This is a genomic window from Dyella thiooxydans (genome assembly GCF_001641285.1).
GTDB classification, from domain to species: domain Bacteria; phylum Pseudomonadota; class Gammaproteobacteria; order Xanthomonadales; family Rhodanobacteraceae; genus Dyella_A; species Dyella_A thiooxydans.
In genome coordinates this window covers 1,685,396-1,703,242 of sequence record NZ_CP014841.1, presented here as the reverse complement: position 1 = coordinate 1,703,242, position 17,847 = coordinate 1,685,396, and the positions used below count along the sequence as shown (strand labels likewise).

The 17,847-nt window shown below is 70.0% G+C and carries 17 protein-coding genes; 5 read left to right on the top strand and 12 right to left on the bottom strand.

The window, feature by feature from the left end:
- Window positions 1–5: 5 nt before the first annotated feature.
- The 8 genes from tssA to ATSB10_RS07670 form a co-directional block, all read right to left on the bottom strand.
- On the bottom strand, window positions 6–1,052 hold the full coding sequence (gene tssA / locus ATSB10_RS07705) for a type VI secretion system protein TssA (protein ID WP_063671823.1): 1,047 nt from the start codon (window positions 1,050–1,052) through the stop codon (window positions 6–8).
- Between the two features lie 91 nt (window positions 1,053–1,143).
- Window positions 1,144–3,267: an FUSC family protein gene (locus ATSB10_RS07700; RefSeq protein WP_063671821.1), complete on the bottom strand. Its 2,124-nt coding sequence runs from the start codon at window positions 3,265–3,267 to the stop codon at window positions 1,144–1,146.
- Window positions 3,268–3,368: 101 nt separating this feature from the next.
- Window positions 3,369–3,932 (bottom strand): elongation factor P-like protein EfpL, encoded by a 564-nt coding sequence (efpL, locus tag ATSB10_RS07695; RefSeq protein WP_017462865.1) that lies wholly within the window; start codon window positions 3,930–3,932, stop codon window positions 3,369–3,371.
- Window positions 3,933–4,044: 112 nt separating this feature from the next.
- Window positions 4,045–4,812 (bottom strand): SDR family oxidoreductase, encoded by a 768-nt coding sequence (locus ATSB10_RS07690; protein ID WP_063671819.1) that lies wholly within the window; start codon window positions 4,810–4,812, stop codon window positions 4,045–4,047.
- A gap of 108 nt (window positions 4,813–4,920) precedes the next feature.
- Entirely contained in the window at window positions 4,921–5,493 is a 573-nt protein-coding gene (locus ATSB10_RS07685; RefSeq protein ID WP_063671817.1) for a GNAT family N-acetyltransferase, read from the bottom strand.
- A complete protein-coding gene (locus ATSB10_RS07680) occupies window positions 5,490–5,966 on the bottom strand; it encodes a GNAT family N-acetyltransferase (RefSeq protein WP_083966140.1) in 477 nt (158 codons plus the stop codon). Before ATSB10_RS07680 ends, ATSB10_RS07685 begins: the two co-directional genes overlap by 4 nt.
- A complete protein-coding gene (locus ATSB10_RS07675; RefSeq protein WP_063671815.1) occupies window positions 5,963–6,562 on the bottom strand; it encodes a YdeI/OmpD-associated family protein in 600 nt (199 codons plus the stop codon). Before ATSB10_RS07675 ends, ATSB10_RS07680 begins: the two co-directional genes overlap by 4 nt.
- 13 nt (window positions 6,563–6,575) lie before the next feature.
- Entirely contained in the window at window positions 6,576–7,064 is a 489-nt protein-coding gene (locus ATSB10_RS07670) for a GNAT family N-acetyltransferase (RefSeq protein ID WP_063671813.1), read from the bottom strand.
- A 152-nt stretch (window positions 7,065–7,216) separates the two neighbouring features.
- On the opposite strand from ATSB10_RS07670, the gene ATSB10_RS07665 reads away from it, so the two are divergent.
- A complete protein-coding gene (locus tag ATSB10_RS07665; protein ID WP_236886527.1) occupies window positions 7,217–7,705 on the top strand; it encodes an NUDIX hydrolase in 489 nt (162 codons plus the stop codon).
- A gap of 4 nt (window positions 7,706–7,709) precedes the next feature.
- On the opposite strand, the gene ATSB10_RS07660 is transcribed toward ATSB10_RS07665, so the two are convergent.
- Window positions 7,710–9,014, bottom strand: a complete 1,305-nt coding sequence (locus tag ATSB10_RS07660) for a metal-dependent hydrolase family protein (RefSeq protein ID WP_063671811.1) — start codon at window positions 9,012–9,014, stop codon at window positions 7,710–7,712.
- Window positions 9,015–9,569: 555 nt separating this feature from the next.
- Complete coding sequence (locus ATSB10_RS07655; RefSeq protein WP_063671809.1) at window positions 9,570–10,481, bottom strand: hydroxymethylglutaryl-CoA lyase; 912 nt, start codon at window positions 10,479–10,481, stop codon at window positions 9,570–9,572.
- A gap of 269 nt (window positions 10,482–10,750) precedes the next feature.
- Here ATSB10_RS07655 and ATSB10_RS07650 point away from each other — a divergent pair, with 269 nt between their 5' ends.
- Entirely contained in the window at window positions 10,751–11,932 is a 1,182-nt protein-coding gene (locus ATSB10_RS07650; protein WP_236886526.1) for an alpha/beta fold hydrolase, read from the top strand.
- 35 nt (window positions 11,933–11,967) lie between these two features.
- Here the strand turns inward: ATSB10_RS07650 and ATSB10_RS07645 are convergent, their stop codons facing one another.
- Together ATSB10_RS07645 and ATSB10_RS07640 are read right to left on the bottom strand one after the other, a co-directional pair.
- The gene (locus tag ATSB10_RS07645) at window positions 11,968–13,965 is read right to left on the bottom strand and encodes an acetyl/propionyl/methylcrotonyl-CoA carboxylase subunit alpha (RefSeq protein ID WP_063671807.1); all 1,998 of its coding nucleotides are present in this window, start codon (window positions 13,963–13,965) and stop codon (window positions 11,968–11,970) included.
- Window positions 13,966–14,536: 571 nt separating this feature from the next.
- Window positions 14,537–15,325 carry an enoyl-CoA hydratase-related protein gene (locus ATSB10_RS07640; RefSeq protein ID WP_063671805.1) on the bottom strand — a complete coding sequence of 263 codons (789 nt, stop codon included), beginning with the start codon at window positions 15,323–15,325 and terminating at the stop codon, window positions 14,537–14,539.
- Between the two features lie 120 nt (window positions 15,326–15,445).
- On the opposite strand from ATSB10_RS07640, the gene ATSB10_RS07635 reads away from it, so the two are divergent.
- From ATSB10_RS07635 to ATSB10_RS07625, 3 genes are read left to right on the top strand one after another with little or no spacing between them, the layout of a single operon-like run.
- Window positions 15,446–15,691 (top strand): FeoA family protein, encoded by a 246-nt coding sequence (locus ATSB10_RS07635; RefSeq protein ID WP_063674388.1) that lies wholly within the window; start codon window positions 15,446–15,448, stop codon window positions 15,689–15,691.
- Entirely contained in the window at window positions 15,688–17,529 is a 1,842-nt protein-coding gene (gene feoB, locus ATSB10_RS07630) for a ferrous iron transporter B (protein ID WP_063671803.1), read from the top strand. Before ATSB10_RS07635 ends, feoB begins: the two co-directional genes overlap by 4 nt.
- A complete protein-coding gene (locus ATSB10_RS07625; protein ID WP_063671801.1) occupies window positions 17,526–17,840 on the top strand; it encodes a DUF6587 family protein in 315 nt (104 codons plus the stop codon). Before feoB ends, ATSB10_RS07625 begins: the two co-directional genes overlap by 4 nt.
- Window positions 17,841–17,847: the final 7 nt, after the last annotated feature.

Below are 17,847 nucleotides of genomic sequence, written 5' to 3'. Positions count from 1 at the left end.
GCAGCTCAGAACTCGTCGGTGCCGGAGATCGTGCGCAGCTCGCTGAGGCCACCGGGGGCCAGGTCCTGCAGCAGCTCCGGAAAGCTCAGTCCGACCAGTCGCTGGGCGCGGCGCAGCAGGATCGGCAGCGGGCTGGCCGGCTCGTACCGGGCGTAGTACTCGCACAACTCGTCCAGCCGGCGACGCACGTCCTCCGGGCTCTGGATGCGACCGGCCGCGACCGCCACGCCACCCGCGGCCGGCGCTCCACCCGTTTCGTCGCCGGCCACGCCTTCCTCGCCGGGAGCCGCCGCTTCGGGCGTGCGCAGGGCGACCTGCGCGTCGAGGAATTTCTTCAGTTCGTAGGCGTCGGTGAGCAGCGGCTTGAGGTCCGGTCCGAGCGTGCCGATGCGGTCGGTGAACAGGGTGTCGATCGCCTTGCCCAGGTCGAGGATCTGCGCTGCCGCCTCCAGCGAGCCGGTGAGCTGGCCTTCGTCGCAGTCCAGGCAGCAGGCCTCGATGTCGGTCATCGACGGCAGGCCCTCGCCATTCTCGTTGCCGGGGACCTTCAGCGTGCCCTGCGCCACCCGCAGGTCGCGCAGCGAGAAGCGGCCGATCCGCGGCGAGGCGACGAACGGGGTGTTGCGCAGGTAGGCCAGCACGGCCAGCGGATCGCCCAGCGGCACCACCGCGTTGACGCGCGCGGTGGGATCGTTGTCGTCCTCGGCATCGAGCTGCGGGTGCACCGCGTCCCAGAAGTTCTCGAGCAGGCCGTGCACCAGGCCCAGCCCGCGGGCGAGGCCGGCCAGGCCCTCGGTGCGCAGCCAGGCGGTGGAAAGGTAGGTGGCCACGCGGAGGTCGCGGGTGCGTTCGAACAGGCCGTTGGACAAGGCGATCACCTTGTCCCACTCGGGCTCTTCGGCGGCTTTCACCGAATCGCCCATGGCGCGCTCGGCGCGCGGCGCGGCGGCGCGTTCCAGCGCCATGAAGTCGGCGTCGTATTCCAGGTCGGTGCCGCAGGGGGCGTCCTCGCCCAGCGGCGAGAGGTAGGACGTCAGCAGGTCGTCGGACATGGGCGGACTCGTCGAGGGTGGGCCATGGCGTCGTCCGGCCAGTCGGGACGGACGTCTCCCTCTGTAGTGCGCAAAAACACGCCCGATCCGGTCAGGAGGCCCAGTCCTGCGGCAGCCGGTGTTCGTCCGGGGTCGGCCCGGGCAGCGGGTAGCGGCTGCGTTCGACCACGTGGGCCAGGGTGTTCACGTTGTCGACCAGGCGGTCGGACAGCCGCGCCAGCAGCTCGGCCGTCGCGGCATCGTCGCTCAGTTCCAGCAGGGCGGCGAAGCTGCGTTGCAGGTCGCGCAGCGGCGGCAGCGCCTTCACCGGTCGCTGCTCGCGCAGGCCCACCGCGATCGCGTGCAGGGCATCGGCGGTCTGGCCGACGAAGCCCGACACCTCGATCTGCTCGGGCAGGGCGGCGCGGTTGTCGATCAGCGCTTCCAGCGACATCGCGGTGCGCGCCAGCCGGTTGCCGTTGGCGAACAGCGATTCGGCCAGCTCCAGCAGCGTCGCCGGCGTACCGGGCTCGCCGCGCATGCGTTCGATCGAGGCCTGCGCGTTGGTGCGTGCCATGCGCGCGGCCGTGCGTGCCTCGCGATGCGCGTCATGTTGCTCGGTCGCGGCCAGCGCACGCAGGTAGTTGGCGTAGGCGCCCAGCATCTCGGCCAGGGCGGCACGGGCGCGGGCGCGCTCCCAGGTCGGCCAGAGCACGTAGGCGAGCAGGGCCATCGCGCTGCCCAGCGCGGTGTTGATCACGCGGTCGATCACCGCATCGGCCGGGCTGACGCCCTCGAACGACAGCAGGATCACCACCGTGCCGGTGAGCGCTGCCACCGCCGCCCCGTAGTGGGCGGTGGCCAGGTAGCGGAAGCCCATGCACAGCACCGCCATCAGCGCCAGGTGCGCCCACGGTTCGTTCGGCGCCAGCCACAGCAGCGCGGTGGTCAGCAGCAGGCCGAGCACCGTGCCGACCACCCGCAGCAGGCCGAAGTTGAAGGTGGCGGCGAAGTCCGGGCGCAGCACGATCGCCGCGGTCATCGGCACCCAGTAGCCGTGCGGCAGATGCATGTGGCGTGCGACCGCCCAGGCCACGCCCAGGCAGGCGGCGCTGCGCACGGCATGGCGGAAGGCCACCGAGTGCGGGGTGAGGTTGGCACGCAGGGTGGCCAGCGGCGAGTGCCCGCGTAGCGCGGCCGGCAGCGGCGTTTCTGCGGCAGCCGCGCGCAGCTCGCCGCGGCTGCCGGCCCAGTGGGCGTTGCGCACCGCGGCGGCCAACTGGCCGGCCAGGGCGTGGATGTGCACGGTAAGGCCGTCGCTGGCGCGCTCGTCGTCGAGCAGGGTGCGTTCGCTGGCACGCAAACCCTTGAGCGACTGCTCGGCGCGCTCCGGGGCATTGCCGGTTTCCAGCGCCTCGGCAATGGCGGCCAGCACCAGGGCCGCGTCCTCGCGGAAGATCGCATGCATCGCCGGGTGGCTACGCAGCTCGGCTATCGCGGTGAGTTCCAGGCGGATCCGCTCGGCCAGCTCCAGCAGCACCCCGAACGCCTCCATCGCCCGTCCCCGGGCGTGATGGCGGCCGAGCAGGGTGGTCTGCAGCGTGGTCATCGCCTCGGTGAGTGCCGGTACGTCGGCGTCGTCATGGGCCTGCTGTCGCGCCAGTTTCGCCAGCCCGCGGTAGACCCCGGCCAGCGCCTGGCGTTCGGGCCGGTAGCGCTGCAGCGGCCAGGCAGCGATCGAGAACAGACCGAGCAGCAGACCGCCGGCGAAGATCAGGGCCGCAGCCCCCAGTGCCTGCGAGGCCTGGGCAACGGGCGTCGAAGCGGTGACCACCAGCAGGATGATGCTGGTCATGCCGACGCGGGCGATGTCCACCCCGAACACCACCAGCAGCCCGCCGAAGAAGCCGGTGCCGACGATGGCGGCGAGCATCGGCCAGAACTCGCCGCCGACCAGCATGCCCAGCAGCGAGGCGAACGCGGCCGCCAGCGCAGCCATCAGCAGGCGCCACATGCGCTGCCGGTAAGGCCCAGGCTGGTCGGAAAACATCGTGTTGAGCGCGCCGGCACCGACGCCGAGGCCGATCTCGGTATGGCCGGTGGCCATGCCGGCGGCCAGCGGCAGGATCACTGCCGCGGTATTGCGCAGCACCACCCGCAACGGCACGTCCGGACGCCGGGTGCGGGTCAGGCTGTCGATGAGTGTGGCGCGAAGCGAGTAGCTGCGGGCGGTCATGCCGCTTCCGGTCCGTCGGCGGAGTCGCCCTGATTCTGCACCAGCCCCGGTCCATGCGGCACGGTCGCGGCGATTTGCGCCGCGACCGCGTCAGCGGACGCTCAGGCGCGGCCGCCGAACTCGCCGGTGGTGGTGTTGACCCACACCTTCTCGTCGTTGGTGATGTACTCGGGCACCTGGATCTCGATGCCGGTGTTGAGCTTGGCCGGCTTGGTGCGCTTGGTGGCGCTGGCGCCCTTCAGTTCCGGGGCGGTGTCGACCACGGTCAGCATCACGCTGGTGGGCACCTGCAGGCCGACCGGCGCGTCGTCGATCAGCTGCACGTAGTAGCCCTCGAGCTCCTCGACGATGTAGCCGGCGTTGTCGCCGACCAGCTCGGGGCTGAGCAGGTACTGGGTGTAGTCCTCAGTGTCCATGAACACGAAGGCCTCGCCGTCCATGTAGGAGAAGGTGGCGGCGCGGCGCACCAGGTCCATCTCCTTCAGGTCGTCGTCGGCACGCAGGCTGAGGTCGAACTTGCGACCGCCGGGAATCGAATACATGGTGAAACGGAAGGTGACGTTGCCGCCACGCGCGGTGGGCGAGCTGCGCTCGATGTCGCGCACCTGGTAGACGGTGCCGTCGTGCTCGACCACGTTGCCTTTCTTGACGTCGGAAGCTTTCATAGGTCAGGAGTGAGTGTTGAGTAGTGAGAAGTGAGAGAAGGGCTGGGAGCTGCGCGGGGTGGGGAGGAGCGAGCTTTCTCTCACTCCTCACTCCTCTCCACTCACTCCTCGCTCATTTCGGCTGCAGCCGCACCGCGCCATCCAGGCGGATGGTCTCGCCATTGATGTAGCGGTTGGTGAGGATGAAGGCGACCGTGGCGGCGAATTCCTCCGGCTTGCCCAGACGCGAGGGGAACGGGATCGAGGCGGACAGCGACTCCTGCACCGCCGGCGGCATGCCGTCGACCATCGGGGTCCAGAAGATGCCCGGGGCGATGGTCGCCACGCGGATGCCGAAGCGGGCCAGCTCGCGCGCCATCGGCAGGGTCATGCCGACCACGCCACCCTTGGAGGCCGAGTACGCGGCCTGGCCGATCTGGCCCTCGTAGGCGGCCACGCTGGCGGTGTTGATGATCACGCCGCGCTCGCCGTCCTCGCCCGCCTCGTTGCCCTGCATCAGCGCCGCGGCGGCCTTGGCCACGTTGAAGCTGCCGACCAGGTTGACCATCACCGTGGTCTGGAACTGCGACAGCGCCATCGGGCCTTCCTTGCCCAGCACGCGGCCGGCGCCGAGGATGCCGGCGCAGTTCATCACCATGTTCAGGCCATCCATCGCCTCGCGGGCGGCGGCCACGTTGGCGGCCACGCCGTCCTCGCTGGTGACGTCGGTGCGGTAGAAGCGCGCGCCGTTGCCCAGCGCCTGTGCGGCCTGCTGGCCCTTGTCCTCGTTGACGTCGAACAGTGCGACCTGCGCGCCGTGCGCGACGAGGTGCTGGGCGACGGCGTGGCCGAGTCCGGAGGCGCCGCCGGTGATGACGGCCTTGACCTGATCGAGCTGCATGGAGATGTCCCGAAGCGTTGGAAAACCGCGATTTTAGCCGAGCGGCCGGGGCACCAGCCATGGGCGCCGTTGAGGCGTGGCATGCGGCCTTGATGGCCGCTGGCCGCGTCAACCCGTGCGGGCCAGCAGGGTCCGCCAGGCCGGCAGTTCGCGCAGCTCGCGGAACCGCAGCACCGGCACCGGCGGATTGGCCGGCTCGGCGAGTGTCTTCTGCCACACGCCCACGTCCCACCATTGCCCCAGCTTGTAGCCGGCCTGCCGCCACACGCCGGCGGGCGTGAATCCCATCGCCTCGTGCGCGGCGACGCTGGTCGTGCCGGGTAGGGTGATCACGCCCACCGCCTGGAAGATGCCCTGCAGGCGCAGCGCGTCGAGCAGGGTGCCGTAGAGCTTCCGGGCGATGCCGCGGCGCTGCGCATCGCTGCGCACATAGATCGAGGTCTCGGCAATCCAGTCGTAGGCGGCGCGCTCGCGGAAGCGGCTGGCGTAGGCGTAGGCGAGCACCTCTCCCGCCTCCTCCCAGACCAGCCAGGGATACTGCTCCAGCCGCCCCAGCACGCGCTCGCGCATGGCCGTGACGCCTGGCGGCACGGTCTCGAACGTGGCCACGCCCTCGAGCACGTGCGGGGCGTAGATGGCGTGGAAGGCGTCGGCATCGGCGCCGGTGGCGATGCGGATCATGCCAGTGCCTTTTCCATGCAGACGCTGCGCGGGTTGGCGTGGTGTTCGCCGAACGGCGGGCAGCGGCGGTAGCCGGCGCGCTCGTAGAGCTCCAGCGCCTCGGCCTGCGCGGTGCCCGCTTCCAGTCGGACCAGCCGGCCACCGAGGCGGCGGATGTGGTGTTCGATCGCCTCCAGCAGCTGCTTGCCCAGACCCAGCCCGCGACAGGCCGGCAGCACGTACATGCGCTTGACCTCCATGTAGTCGCCGCCGTCGATGCAGGCGCCGCAGGCCACCGGCTCGCCGTCCACCCGCGCGGTGAGCAGACTCACCCCGGGACGTTGCAGTGCGGCCAGCGACACCGGCTCGATGTTGCCGGTGGGGTGCAGTTCGGCAAGGTAGCCGTCGGTCGGTTCGATCAGCGGGCGCAGCTCGGGCAGGCTCGGATCGTCGACGCGGAATTCGAGGCGGGGCGGCAGGGATTCGTCGCTCACTTCATGTATTTCCAGTTGCGGTGCTTGCCTTCGGCCAGCCACTCCAGCGTGGTGGCAAGGCGCTTGCTGCGGGTGGCGTCGGTTTTCGCGCCGGTGATCCAGTCGGTGTACTCGCGCTTTGCGCTGGGGCTGAACGCATCGAAGTGCTTCTTCGCCGCGGCGTGCTTCTTCAGCGCAAGCGCGGTGGCCAGGTCGTCCGGTATCGCAGGCGGCGCCTTGGCTTTGGGCGTCTTCGCCGGCGGCGCGGCTGCACCGTCGTCGATCCGCTGCGCGGCCGCTTTCACCGCAGCGGCCAGCGCGCGCTTCGGCGGCAGGTCGCCGACCGCGGTGAGCTTGCCGTACTGGCCCATGCCGTCGCTGCCGTCCGCGCCGGCTTCCGCCCGCGCTTGCCAGAAGCCGAAGCTGCAGTGCTGCTTGAACGCCGCCATCATGCACAGCGGTCGCCCGCGGTACTCGAAGAACGGCATGCGCCACTTCAGCGTCTCGGTTGCCTCGGGGCAGGCGGCATGCACCACCGATCGAAGGTGTTCGAGCACCGGCCGCGCGAACGGGGCGGCGTCGGCGATGTAGTCGTCAACACGGGGATCGGTGTCCATGGCGTGCCTCCGTCTAGAGTTCCCGCAGGAAGAAGCGGTCGCAGCTGAAATGGCCGGTGCCGCCGAGCGGCGCGCACAAGGCCTTGAAGCCGCTGCGCAGATACAGCGCCTGCGCCTCGTCCATGCCGGTGAGCGTTTCCAGGTAGCAGCGGGCGAAGCCGTGCCCGCGGGCCGCGTCCAGGCAACGCTGCATCATCGCCGTGCCGGCGCCGATGCCGCGGGCCTCGGGCAGGAAGTACATCTTGCGCAGCTCGCAGACGTCCGCCTCGCCACCTTCGAGTGGCGCGATGCCGGCGCCGCCGATCACCCGGCCGTCGCGCTCCACCACGAAGTAGCTGCTGCGCGGTTGCGCGTAGGCCTGGTACATCGTGTCCACTTCGGGATCGTGGATCGCGAAGCCGGGGCCGTCGGCGCCGAACTCGGGCATGACGGTGCGGATGATCGCGGCCACCGCCGGATTGTCTTCGGGAGTGATGGGGCGGATCAGGAAACCGGAGGGCATGGCGTGCGTCGGGTGGGTCGGGGAACGGAGCCGACAGTCTGCAGTAACCGCGGCGGCGAGGAAAAGCCGCCTTTCGTCACAGAGCCCGGCCGCCGCTTGTGGGGGCTGGCCGCACCGGTGCAGAGTCGGTCGGGTCCGCCAGGGAGCCTGCGATGATGAACCCGCCCGTCCGTGCCACCGGCCTGCCGATCCGCTGCGGCATCGTTTCCGTGGTGGTGCTGCGTGGTGCGGGCACGGCCACCCGGATGCTGCTGGCGCGCCGTTCCGGGGCCTGGCTCGACGGTGTCTGGAGCTACATCGCCGGCCACGTGCAGGAGGGCGAGACCGGCTGGCAGGCGGCGCGCCGCGAGTTGTTCGAGGAAACCGGACTGGTGCCGGAGGCGCTCTACGCCACCGGCTTCTGCGAGCAGTTCTACCGGGCGCAGCCGGAAGGCGTCGAGATCGTGCCGGCCTTCGTGGCGCGCGTGGACGAGCACGCCGCGGTGCGGCTCAACCACGAGCACTCGGCGTCGTGCTGGGTGGATCTGGACGAGGCCGCCGCGCGGCTGCCGTTCGGCAGCCAGCGCGACCTGCTGGCCCACGTCCGTCGCGAGTTCGTCGAGCGCACGCCGTCCGAGGCGCTGCGCATCGGGCTGGACTGAGCGCTCAGGGCTGGCGGTAGACCACGCCGTCCTTCATCACGAACACTGGATGCTGCAGCGCCTGGATGTCGCGGCTGGGGTCGCCGGCGAAAGCGGCCATGTCGGCGAACGCGCCCGGAGCGATCCGGCCGAACTGGCCATCGGCGCGCAGGATGTGCGCAGCGACATTGGTGGCGGCGTGCAGTGCCTGCACCGGCGTCATGCCGTCGGCCACCATCATCGCCGGTTCGCGCCAGTTCTCGCCGTGCGCGAAGACGCCCACGTCGCTGCCGTTGCCGATGGTGACGCCGACCTTCAGCGCGGTGCGGAAGGCATGCTCGGCCTGCTTCATCGACGGTGTCGGTTCGGACTTTCCGGGCACGTAATGCTGGAAGTACTCCGAGGTGGCCTCCACCGCGGTGAGCGTGGGCTCGTAGGCGATGCCCTTCTGCTTCATCAGGCGGAAGGTCGCCTCGTCGGTGCCATAGCCGTGCTCGATGGTGTCCACGCCGGCCTCCACCGCGTTGCGCACGCCGGCCTCGCTGGCGGCATGCGCGGCGACCGGACGACCGATCTGGTGGGCGGCGTCGACGATCGCCTTGATCTCGGCCGGCGACAGCGTCGGCATGGTCTCGCCGTGGTCGCCCACGCGGTAGTCGGCGTAGAGCTTGATCCAGTCCGCACCGCGCGCGGCCTGCTCGCGCACGGCTGCGACAGCCGCGTCCACGCCGGTGACCGGCTGCGCGCCCTGCGGCAGATCCAGGTCGGGGCGGAAGCCGCGCGGACCGGGTCCATAGCTGGCGGTGGCGACGATGGCGCGGGTAGCGACGAACATCCGCGGCCCCGGGATCAGCCCCTCGTCGATGGCCCGCTTGATCGACACGTCGGCGAAGCCGGCGCCCTCGGTGCCGAGGTCGCGCAGCACGGTGAAGCCGGCCAGCAGGGTGGCCCTGGCATGGGCAGCGGCTTCCAGCGTGCGGTAGTCCTGCGGCTCCGTGAGCACCTGGTCGTTCCACAGCGTCTCGTTGTACGGATGCAGGAACAGGTGCGAATGCAGGTCGATCAGGCCGGGCGTGAGCGTGGTGCCGGGCAGGGCGATGCGTTCGGCATTGGCGGGTGCCTTGATGCTGTCGGCCGGGCCCACGGCAGCGACCTTGCCCTCGTGCACCAGCACGACCCATCCAGCGTGTGCGGCGTCGCCGTCGGCGGTCCACACGCGGTCGGGCAGCAGCAGGGTGTCTTTGCTTGCTGCATCGGCGGCAGCAGCCAGTGGCGCGATGGACAGCAACGCGGCGAAGACCGCAGACCAGATCCCGTGACTTATACGCATTGGACTCCCCTCGAGACAAAGGCGGGCAAGGCATCACGCCTCATCGATTCTAGCGGTGGCCGCAGCGAGGCCGCGATGTTTCGAATCGAATCCTGCGGCGTGCCCTGTAGGAGCCCACCTTGTGGGCGACAAAGGGTGACGACGAAGCGGCTCGCCGGTCGCGCACAGGGTGCGCTCCTACAGGGCGTTCCTGGTTGTGATGATTGGCGCAGCGATGTTCTTCGCGGACGCCGATTCCGGCGTCAATCCCGCGAACGCAGGGGCTCAGGCCGCGGTGCGCGCGCGGGTCACCGGCTGGTGGTTTCCTTGTGCAGCTGTGTGGCGAGACGCCTCATCGATTCTGGCGGTGGCCGCAGCGAGGCCGCGATGTTTCGAATCGAATCCTACGGCGTGCCCTGTAGGAGCCCACCTTGTGGGCGACAAAGAGTGACGACAAAGCGGCTCGCCGGTCGCGCACAGGGTGCGCTCCTACAGGACGTTCCAGGTTGTGATGGTCGGCGCAGCGATGTTCTTCGCGGACGCCGATTCCGGGGTCAATCCCGCGAACGCAGGGGCTCAGGCCGCGGTGCGCGCGCGGGTCACCCGGCTGGCGGTTTCCTTGTGCAGCTGCGCGGCGAGCCAGGCGCCGGTGGCGACCAGCAGATCGAGATCCACGCCGGTGTGCATGCCCATGCCGTGCAGCATGTACACCACGTCCTCGCTGGCCACGTTGCCGGTCGCGCCCTTCGCGTAAGGGCAGCCGCCGGTGCCGGAAACGGCGCTGTCGACCACGCGCACGCCTTCCTCCAGGCAGGCCAGGATGTTGGCCAGCGCCTGCCCGTAGGTGTCGTGGAAATGCACCGCCAGCGCGCCCATCGGCACTTCGGCGGCGACCGCGCGCAGCATGGCGCGCGCCTTCGCCGGCGTGCCGACGCCGATGGTGTCGCCCAGCGAGATTTCGTAGCAGCCGGCCGCGTGCAGCCGCTGCGCCACGCGCACCACGTCGGCCACCGGCACGTCGCCCTGGTAGGGACAGCCGAGCACGGTGGAGACATAGCCGCGCACCTTCACGCCATCGGCCGAGGCACGTTCCAGCACGGGCAGGAAGCGCTCGATCGATTCATCGATCGAGGCGTTGATGTTCTTGCGGTTGAACGCCTCGCTGGCGGCGGAGAACACCGCCACCTCGGTGGCGCCGACCGCCCGTGCCCGCTCGTAGCCCTGCAGGTTCGGCACCAGCACCGGGTAGCTCACTCCCGGCACCTTGCGGATGCCGGCGAACACCTCGGCCGCATCGGCCAGCTGCGGCACCCACTTCGGGCTGACAAAGCTAGTCGCCTCGATGGTGGTGAGGCCAGTGGAGGACAGCCGGTCGATCAGCGCGATCTTCACGTCGGCCGGCAGCAGGGTCTTCTCGTTCTGCAGGCCGTCGCGCGCGCCGACTTCGACGATGCGGACGTGATTGGCGGCGGAGCTGGGAGTGTTCATGACGGATGCGCTGACAGCCAAAGAGCCACAGGGTACCGCGCCCGATGTCCGGCCCGCGCATGGGGCGGACGTCCGGCGCATTGTCCGCGGACGGACGGGATCTTCGACGGGTGGGCAGGAAACCGCGCCCTGGTGCGGTCCGCGCGGGCGGGAGGGTGCTGGCACGGCGATTGCTGAGTGGCCTGCATCGTCCCGGTCGGGGTCAGCCGCCTCACCGGGTCCTCTGCGCCAGCGGCGTGCTGGCGTCCATCCGTTGCAGGAGAGCTTCGTTGAAACCGATCCATTCCGTCCTTGCCGCCGTGCTGACCTTCATCGGCTGCGCCGGCCACAGCTTCGCGGCCTCCGCGGATACGTCCGCCGCCGCTGCCCCATCGGCTACCGCGGCGCCAGCCTGGACCATGTCCCGCGACCGTGTGACCGCGATCCTCGACAGCAACCGGGCGATCCTCTCGCCGCAGGGCGTGGACGAGAAGGTGAAGCTGCACATCGACGGCATCGACCAGTGGATATCGATCCGCGGCAAGGACCGCCGCAACCCGGTGCTGCTGTTCCTGCATGGTGGCCCGGCTTCGCCGGCGATGCCCGAGTCGTACACCTTCCAGACGCCGTGGGAGGACTACTTCACCGTGGTGCAGTGGGACCAGCGCGGCGCCGGCAAGACCTACGCCGCCAATACCGAACAGGCGATGGCGCCGGGGATGAGCGTGAGGGGCATGACCGACGATGCGGCCCAGGTGGTGCAGTACCTGCGCCAGCGCTTCGGCAAGCGGAAGATCTTCCTGCTCGGTCACTCGTGGGGCTCGGTGCTCGGCGTCGAGCTGGCCCAGCGTCATCCGGATTGGTTCTACGCCTACATCTCGGTGGGGCAGGTGGTGAATGGTCACGCCAACGAGGCCGAGGGCTACGCGTTCGCGCTGCGCGAAGCGATCGCGCACCACAACCAGGAGGCGGTGAAGGAACTGAAGGCCATTGCGCCGTATCCCGGCAAGGCACTCACCATCGATCGTGTCGGCGTGCGCAGCAAGTGGGAGATGTATTACGGCGGCCTGGCCTGGGGGCGCACCAACTACCAGTTCGATGTGGATGCCGAGGAGCTCTCGCCCGACTACAGCCGGCAGGACCTCGACGCCATCGACAAGGGCAGCCTGTTCTCCCTGAACCACCTGCTGAAGCCGCTGCTGGACGTCGACTTCGACCACGTCACGCACTTCGGTTGCCCGGTGCTGGTGTTCGTCGGCGCGCATGACTACACCACGCCGCATCAGCTCGCCGAAACCTGGTTCGGGCACATCCGGGCGCCGTCCAAGCGACTGGTCGTGTTCGCCGATTCGGCACACATGATGATGCAGGAGCAGCCGGGGCGGTTCCTGATGCACCTGGTCGACGACGCGCTGCCGCTGGCGCGCGCGGCCGGCGATGCGGCACCGGCGGAAGTCGAGCGGACCCGTTGATCGGCAAGCGACGGCACCGCCGCCGCTTGCGCCCCTCACTCGGCGAAGCGCACCAGCACGGCGTCGGCCTCGACGAAGTCGCCCTGGCTCGCACCGATGCTTTCGATGATGCCGGCGCGGGGAGCCTTCAAGGCGAGTTCCATCTTCATCGCCTCCATCACCAGCAGTTCCTGGCCCTCGGCGACTTCATCGCCGGCGGCGGCCCTCACCAGCACGATGCGACCCGGCATCGGCGCCACCAGCTTGTCGCCACCGGCGGCGTCGCGGCTTTCCCAGGCGTAGGCGGCCGCGCGGGCCAGGTGATGGCGCTGGCCGTCGACGTCATGCAGCAGCACGCGGGTGGCATCGGCGCGCACGGCCAGGCGCAGCGCGTCGCCGTCGAAGCGGGCGCTCAGGATCTCGCCGTCGTGGCGGGCGCCGCTGACCTCGCAGCGGTCGTCGCCGTGGCGCATGCGGTAGTGGCCGGCGTGGCCATAGGCTTCCACCTCGTAGCGGCGGCCATGGTGTTCCAGCGCGACCAGCCGGCGCCCCTCGTGACCGATACGCCAGGCGTCGGCGAGCGCCCACGGCGAGTGCGGATCGCTGCTGCCGCGCGTGTGCGACATCGCCGCGCACTCGTCGTGCAGCAGCGCGGCGGTGGCCGCGGCGAACAGCACGTAGTCGGGCGGTGCGACGTCGCCGGCGAGGAACTCGTCCAGGTGGCGGTCGAGGTAGCCGGTGTCGATGCGGCCTTCGACCACCGCCGGATGCCGCGCCAGCCGCTCGAGGAAGGCGATGTTGGACTTCGGTCCGGCGATCTCGCATGCGGCCAGCGCCTCGCGCAGGCGCAGCAGGGCGCGCGGGCGATCGGCGTCGAACACGATCAGCTTGGCGATCATCGGGTCGTAGAAGATGGTGACCGTGTCGCCCTCGATCACGCCGCCGTCCAGCCGCACGTACGTCGACGGTGCCGGCAGGCGCAGGCGCAGCAGCTTGCCCGAGCCGGGCAGGAAGTTCTGATCGGGATCTTCGGCGTACAGGCGCACCTCGATGGCGTGGCCGTGTGCGCGGATCTGCTCCTGCGCGAGCGGCAGCGGCTCGCCCGCGGCCACGCGCAGCTGCCATTCCACCAGGTCCAGCCCCAGCGTCAGCTCGGTGACCGGGTGCTCCACCTGCAGGCGGGTGTTCATCTCCATGAAGAAGAACGCGCCGTCCGGCGCAACAATGAATTCCACCGTGCCGGCGCCGACGTAGTTCACGGCCCTGGCCGCGGCGACCGCGGCCTCGCCCATCGCGGCGCGGCGCTTGGCATCGAGGAACGGGGAGGGCGTTTCCTCCAGCACCTTCTGGTAGCGGCGCTGGGCCGAGCACTCGCGCTCGTTGAGGTGGATCACCGTGCCGTGGCTGTCGCCGAACACCTGGAGCTCGATGTGTCGCGGGTGCTCGACGTAGCGCTCCAGGATCACCCTAGCGTCGCCGAACGAGGACTGCGCCTCGCGCTGCGCCGAGGCCAGCGCGTCGGCGAATTCGTCGGCCTTGCGCACGATGCGCATGCCCTTGCCGCCGCCGCCGGCGGCGGCCTTGATCATCAGCGGGAAGCCGGTCTTGCCCGCCTGTTCGGCGAGGAAGGCCGCGTCCTGGTTGTCGCCGTGGTAGCCGGGCACCAGCGGCACCCCGTGGCTTTCCATCAGCGCCTTGGCGGCGGCCTTGGAACCCATCGCGTCGATGCTTTCCGGGCGCGGGCCGATGAACGCGATGCCCGCCTCGGTGCAGGCGCGGGCGAAACCGGTGTTCTCCGAGAGGAAGCCGTAGCCGGGGTGGATCGCCTGCGCGCCGGCCTTCTTTGCCACCGCGATGATCGCGTCGCCGCGCAGGTAGGAGTCGGCCGGCCGGGGACCGCCGATCGGCCACGCCTCGTCGGCCAGCCGCACGTGCTGCGCGTCGGCATCCGCCTCCGAATACACCGCGATGGTACGGATGCCGAGCCGGCGGCAGGTGCGGATCACGCGGCAGGCGATCTCGCCGCGGTTGGCAATCAAAACGCGCTCGAACATGCGAAGTCCCTAAGCTGGCGTGCGCCGCGATGCAAAGCTCGAAAAGGTAGCAGAAGGGCGGTTTTGAGCCGATGCGCAGCGCAGCAAGGCACGCGGGGCCGGTCGTGGCCGCCGGGTCGGGAGCAGTGCACGGCATGTCACGTGTCGGAGCTCACCGTGTGGGTGACGGCGGTGGTTCGAGGGCGGGGTGGGTTCGCGCACAGGGTGTGCTCCTACCGGGTGCTTGCGTGTAGGAGCTCACCCTGTAAGCGACAGCGGTGGCGCGAGAGGGGATGGGTTCGCGCACAGGGTGCGCTCCTACCGGGTGCTTGCGTGTAGGAGCTCACCCTGTGAGCGACAGCGGTGGCGCGAGAGGGGATGGGTTCGCGCACAGGGTGCGCTCCTACCGGGTGCTCGCGTGTAGGAGCTCACCCTGTGAGCGACAGCGGTGGCGCGAGAGGGGATGGGTTCGCGCACAGGGTGCGCTCCTACCGGGTGCTCGCGTGTAGGAGCTCACCCTGTGAGCGACAGCGGTGGCGCGAAAGGGGATGGGTTCGCACATAGGATGTGCTCCTGCTGCGGCGTGATGGTGTTACCCCGCCCACGCCGGCGCACGCTTGGCCAGAAACGCTCCCAGCCCCTCCTGCCCCTCGGCCGACACGCGCAGCCGCGCGATCAGCGCGGCATTCTCATCGTCGATCCGCTCGGCGCCTGCTTCGTCCAGCCCGGCCATGCCCAGCGCCAGGGTCTTGGCCTCGGCCTGCGCCTGCGGGCCGGCCTTGGCGAGGAAGCCGAGCACGCGCTGCACGGCGTCGTCGAGCTGCTCGCGCGGCACCGCTTCGTGCAGCAGGCCGATGCGCTGCGCGGCCGCCGCATCGAAGAACTCGCCGGTGAGGAACAGCCGGCGCGCCTGGCGCAGGCCGATCGCGGCGATCACGTAGGGCGAGATCACCGCCGGCACCAAGCCGAGTTTCACCTCGGTCAGGCCAAACTTGGCGCCCTCGACGCCGATCGCGATATCGCAACAGGCGACCAGCCCCACGCCCCCGCCGAATGCTGCACCGTTGACCCGGGCGATGGTCGGCTTGGGGCAGAACTGCAGCCGGCGCATCAGCCGCGCCAGACGCGACGAATCGTCGCGGTTTTCCTGCTCGCTGGCCTGGGCCATGCCGCGCATCCAGTTCAAATCGGCACCGGCGGAGAAGCTCTCGCCCTCGCCTGTGAGTACCACCGCGCGCACGCTTTCGTCGCGGCCGGCATCGTCGATGGCGGCCGTCAGTTCCGCGATCAGCGCGTCATCGAAGGCGTTGTGCACCTCCGGGCGGTTCAGCGCGATGCGGCGGACGCGGTCCTGGTCGGCGATCGAGAGGCGGCTCGTCATGGCGGGGTTCCCTGGCAAAGACCGCCGATGATAAACGCCGGCAAACGCGGCGGTCGGCTTGAATGCGGGCAGAAAGGGAACGATATACAATGCGAACCATTCCCATTTAGGTCCTTGCCTGTGCGCCTGTCCGATCTGCCCAAGGGTTCGCCTGCCGTGGTGGACCGCGTGGACGATGCCCACGCCGACGATGTCATCGCGCAGCGCCTGCGCGACCTCGGTTTCGTGGCGGGCGAACCAGTGCGCCTGGTGGCCTACGGACCGATGGGCGCCGACCCGCTGCTGATCCAGATCGGCTCGACCCGGTTCGCCCTGCGGCGCAACGAGGCTTCGCGGGTGACCGTGCGCATGCAGGAGGCGGCGTGAGCGCGGGTTCGTTGCGCATCGCCCTGGTCGGCAACCCCAACTGTGGCAAGACCGCGCTGTTCAACCAGCTCACCGGCGGTCGCCAGAAGGTGGCCAACTACGCCGGCGTCACCGTCGAGCGCAAGGAGGGCCGGTTCACCGCGCCGTCCGGCCGCCTGCTGCACGTGCTGGACCTGCCGGGCACCTACAGCCTGGACGCGACCAGCCCCGACGAGCAGATCACCCACGATGTCTGCGCCGGCCTCTACCCCGGAGAGGCGCCGCCGGACCTGATCGTCTGCGTGGCCGACGCCACCAACCTGCGCCTGCACCTGCGCTTCGTGCTGGAGGTGAAGCGACTGGGGCGGCCGATGGTGCTGGCGCTGAACATGATGGACGCGGCCCGCCGCCGCGGCATTGTCATCGACGTGGCCGAGCTGTCGCGCCGGCTCGGCATGCCGGTGGTGGAAACCATCGCCGTGCGCCGCGAGGGCGTGAAGGCGCTGGTGGCCCAGGTCGACGGTGCGATGCCCGAGGCGCCGCCGGCGCAGCCGGACGATGCGGCCAGCCGGGCGGACCTGCACGCACAGGTGCGCGAGCTGCTGGCCGCCACCGTCGCCATGCCCCGCGCCACCGATGCGGTGGACGACGCGCTGGACCGCTGGGCACTGCACCCGGTGTTCGGCCTGGCGATCCTGGCGGTGGTGATGTTCCTGGTGTTCCAGGCGGTGTATTCCGTCGGCAAGCCGATGACCGATGCCATCGCCGACGGCTTCGACTGGATGGGCACGCACGTGGCCGCCTGGATGCCGGCCGGGCCGCTGCAGAGCCTGGTCACCGACGGCCTGTTCGGCGGCATCGGCACGGTGCTGGGCTTCCTGCCCGAGATCCTGGTGCTGTTCCTGTTCATCCTCACGCTGGAGGAGTCCGGCTACCTGCCGCGCGCGGCGTTCCTGCTGGACCGCTGGATGGTGGCGGTGGGGTTGACCGGGCGTTCGTTCATCCCGCTGCTGTCCAGCTTCGCCTGCGCCATCCCCGGCATCATGGGCACGCGCTCGATCACCGACCCGCGCGACCGCCTGGCGACCATTCTGGTGGCGCCGCTGATGACCTGCTCGGCGCGCCTGCCGGTGTACGCGCTGCTGATCGGTGCCTTCATCCCCTCGCATCGCGTGCTCGGCGTGTTCAACCTGCAGGGCGTGGTGCTGTTCGCGCTGTATGCCATCGGCATCCTCGGCGCGATGCTGGTGGGCTACGTGATGAAGCGCATCCGCCGCGACAAGAGCGAGCATGCGCTGCTGATGGAGCTGCCGTCCTATCGCCTGCCGAAGCCGCGCGACGTGGCGATCGGGCTGTATGAGCGCGGCATGATCTTCCTCAAGCGGCTGACCGGCGTGATCCTCGCGCTGACCGTGATCATGTGGTTCATCTCCACCTTCCCGGGGCCGCCGCCGGGTGCCACCGAGCCGGCGATCGAGTACAGCATCGCCGGTCACCTGGGCCGGGCGCTGCAGCACATCTTCGCGCCGATCGGCTTCAACTGGCAGATCAGCCTGTCGCTGATCCCGGCGTTCGCCGCGCGCGAGACCGCGGTGGCGGCGCTGGCCACGGTGTACGCGGTGGGTGGGGATGCCGCGACGGGTGGGCTGGGTCACGCGCTGACCGTGAATTTCCCGCTGGCCAGCGCGCTGTCGCTGCTGGTGTGGTTCGCCTTCGCGCCGCAGTGCATGTCCACGCTGGCGGTGATCCGCCGCGAAACCGCTTCGTGGCGCAACGTGGCGATCTCGTTCGGCTACATGTTCGCGCTGGCCTACGTGGCCTCGTTCATCACTTACCACGTGGCGGTGTGGCTGTCGTGAGCACCAGCCTGCTCGTGCAGTACGTGGTGATCGGTGTCGTCCTGCTGGTCAGCGTGCTGGTGGTGCTGCGCAAGCTGGCACCGAAGCTCACCGCCCGCTGGCTGGCGGCCGCCGCGCTGCGGCTGGACCGGCCCGATGCACCGGGCTGGAAACGCGCGCTGGCGCATCGCCTGCAGCCGAAGCAGACCAGCGGCAACTGCAGCGACGGCTGCGATACCTGCGGCGCCTGCGGTCCGAAGCCGGCGGCTGCCGCGCACCCGCCGGCGGCGGACGGCTCCATGCCGCTGCATTTCCGTCCGCGGGGCAAATAAGCGCGTT

What these genes read in the sequence shown, in the direction of transcription:
- ATSB10_RS07665 (WP_236886527.1), top strand. Translation starts at nt 7,217, where the DNA reads ATGATGAACCCGCCCGTCCGTGCCACCGGCCTGCCGATCCGCTGCGGC.
- ATSB10_RS07685 (WP_063671817.1), bottom strand. Translation starts at nt 5,493, where the DNA reads ATGATCCGCATCGCCACCGGCGCCGATGCCGACGCCTTCCACGCCATC.
- ATSB10_RS07645 (WP_063671807.1), bottom strand. Translation starts at nt 13,965, where the DNA reads ATGTTCGAGCGCGTTTTGATTGCCAACCGCGGCGAGATCGCCTGCCGC.
- ATSB10_RS07675 (WP_063671815.1), bottom strand. Translation starts at nt 6,562, where the DNA reads ATGGACACCGATCCCCGTGTTGACGACTACATCGCCGACGCCGCCCCG.
- ATSB10_RS07670 (WP_063671813.1), bottom strand. Translation starts at nt 7,064, where the DNA reads ATGCCCTCCGGTTTCCTGATCCGCCCCATCACTCCCGAAGACAATCCG.
- ATSB10_RS07640 (WP_063671805.1), bottom strand. Translation starts at nt 15,325, where the DNA reads ATGACGAGCCGCCTCTCGATCGCCGACCAGGACCGCGTCCGCCGCATC.
- efpL (WP_017462865.1), bottom strand. Translation starts at nt 3,932, where the DNA reads ATGAAAGCTTCCGACGTCAAGAAAGGCAACGTGGTCGAGCACGACGGC.
- tssA (WP_063671823.1), bottom strand. Translation starts at nt 1,052, where the DNA reads ATGTCCGACGACCTGCTGACGTCCTACCTCTCGCCGCTGGGCGAGGAC.
- ATSB10_RS07660 (WP_063671811.1), bottom strand. Translation starts at nt 9,014, where the DNA reads ATGCGTATAAGTCACGGGATCTGGTCTGCGGTCTTCGCCGCGTTGCTG.
- ATSB10_RS07655 (WP_063671809.1), bottom strand. Translation starts at nt 10,481, where the DNA reads ATGAACACTCCCAGCTCCGCCGCCAATCACGTCCGCATCGTCGAAGTC.
- ATSB10_RS07700 (WP_063671821.1), bottom strand. Translation starts at nt 3,267, where the DNA reads ATGACCGCCCGCAGCTACTCGCTTCGCGCCACACTCATCGACAGCCTG.
- ATSB10_RS07690 (WP_063671819.1), bottom strand. Translation starts at nt 4,812, where the DNA reads ATGCAGCTCGATCAGGTCAAGGCCGTCATCACCGGCGGCGCCTCCGGA.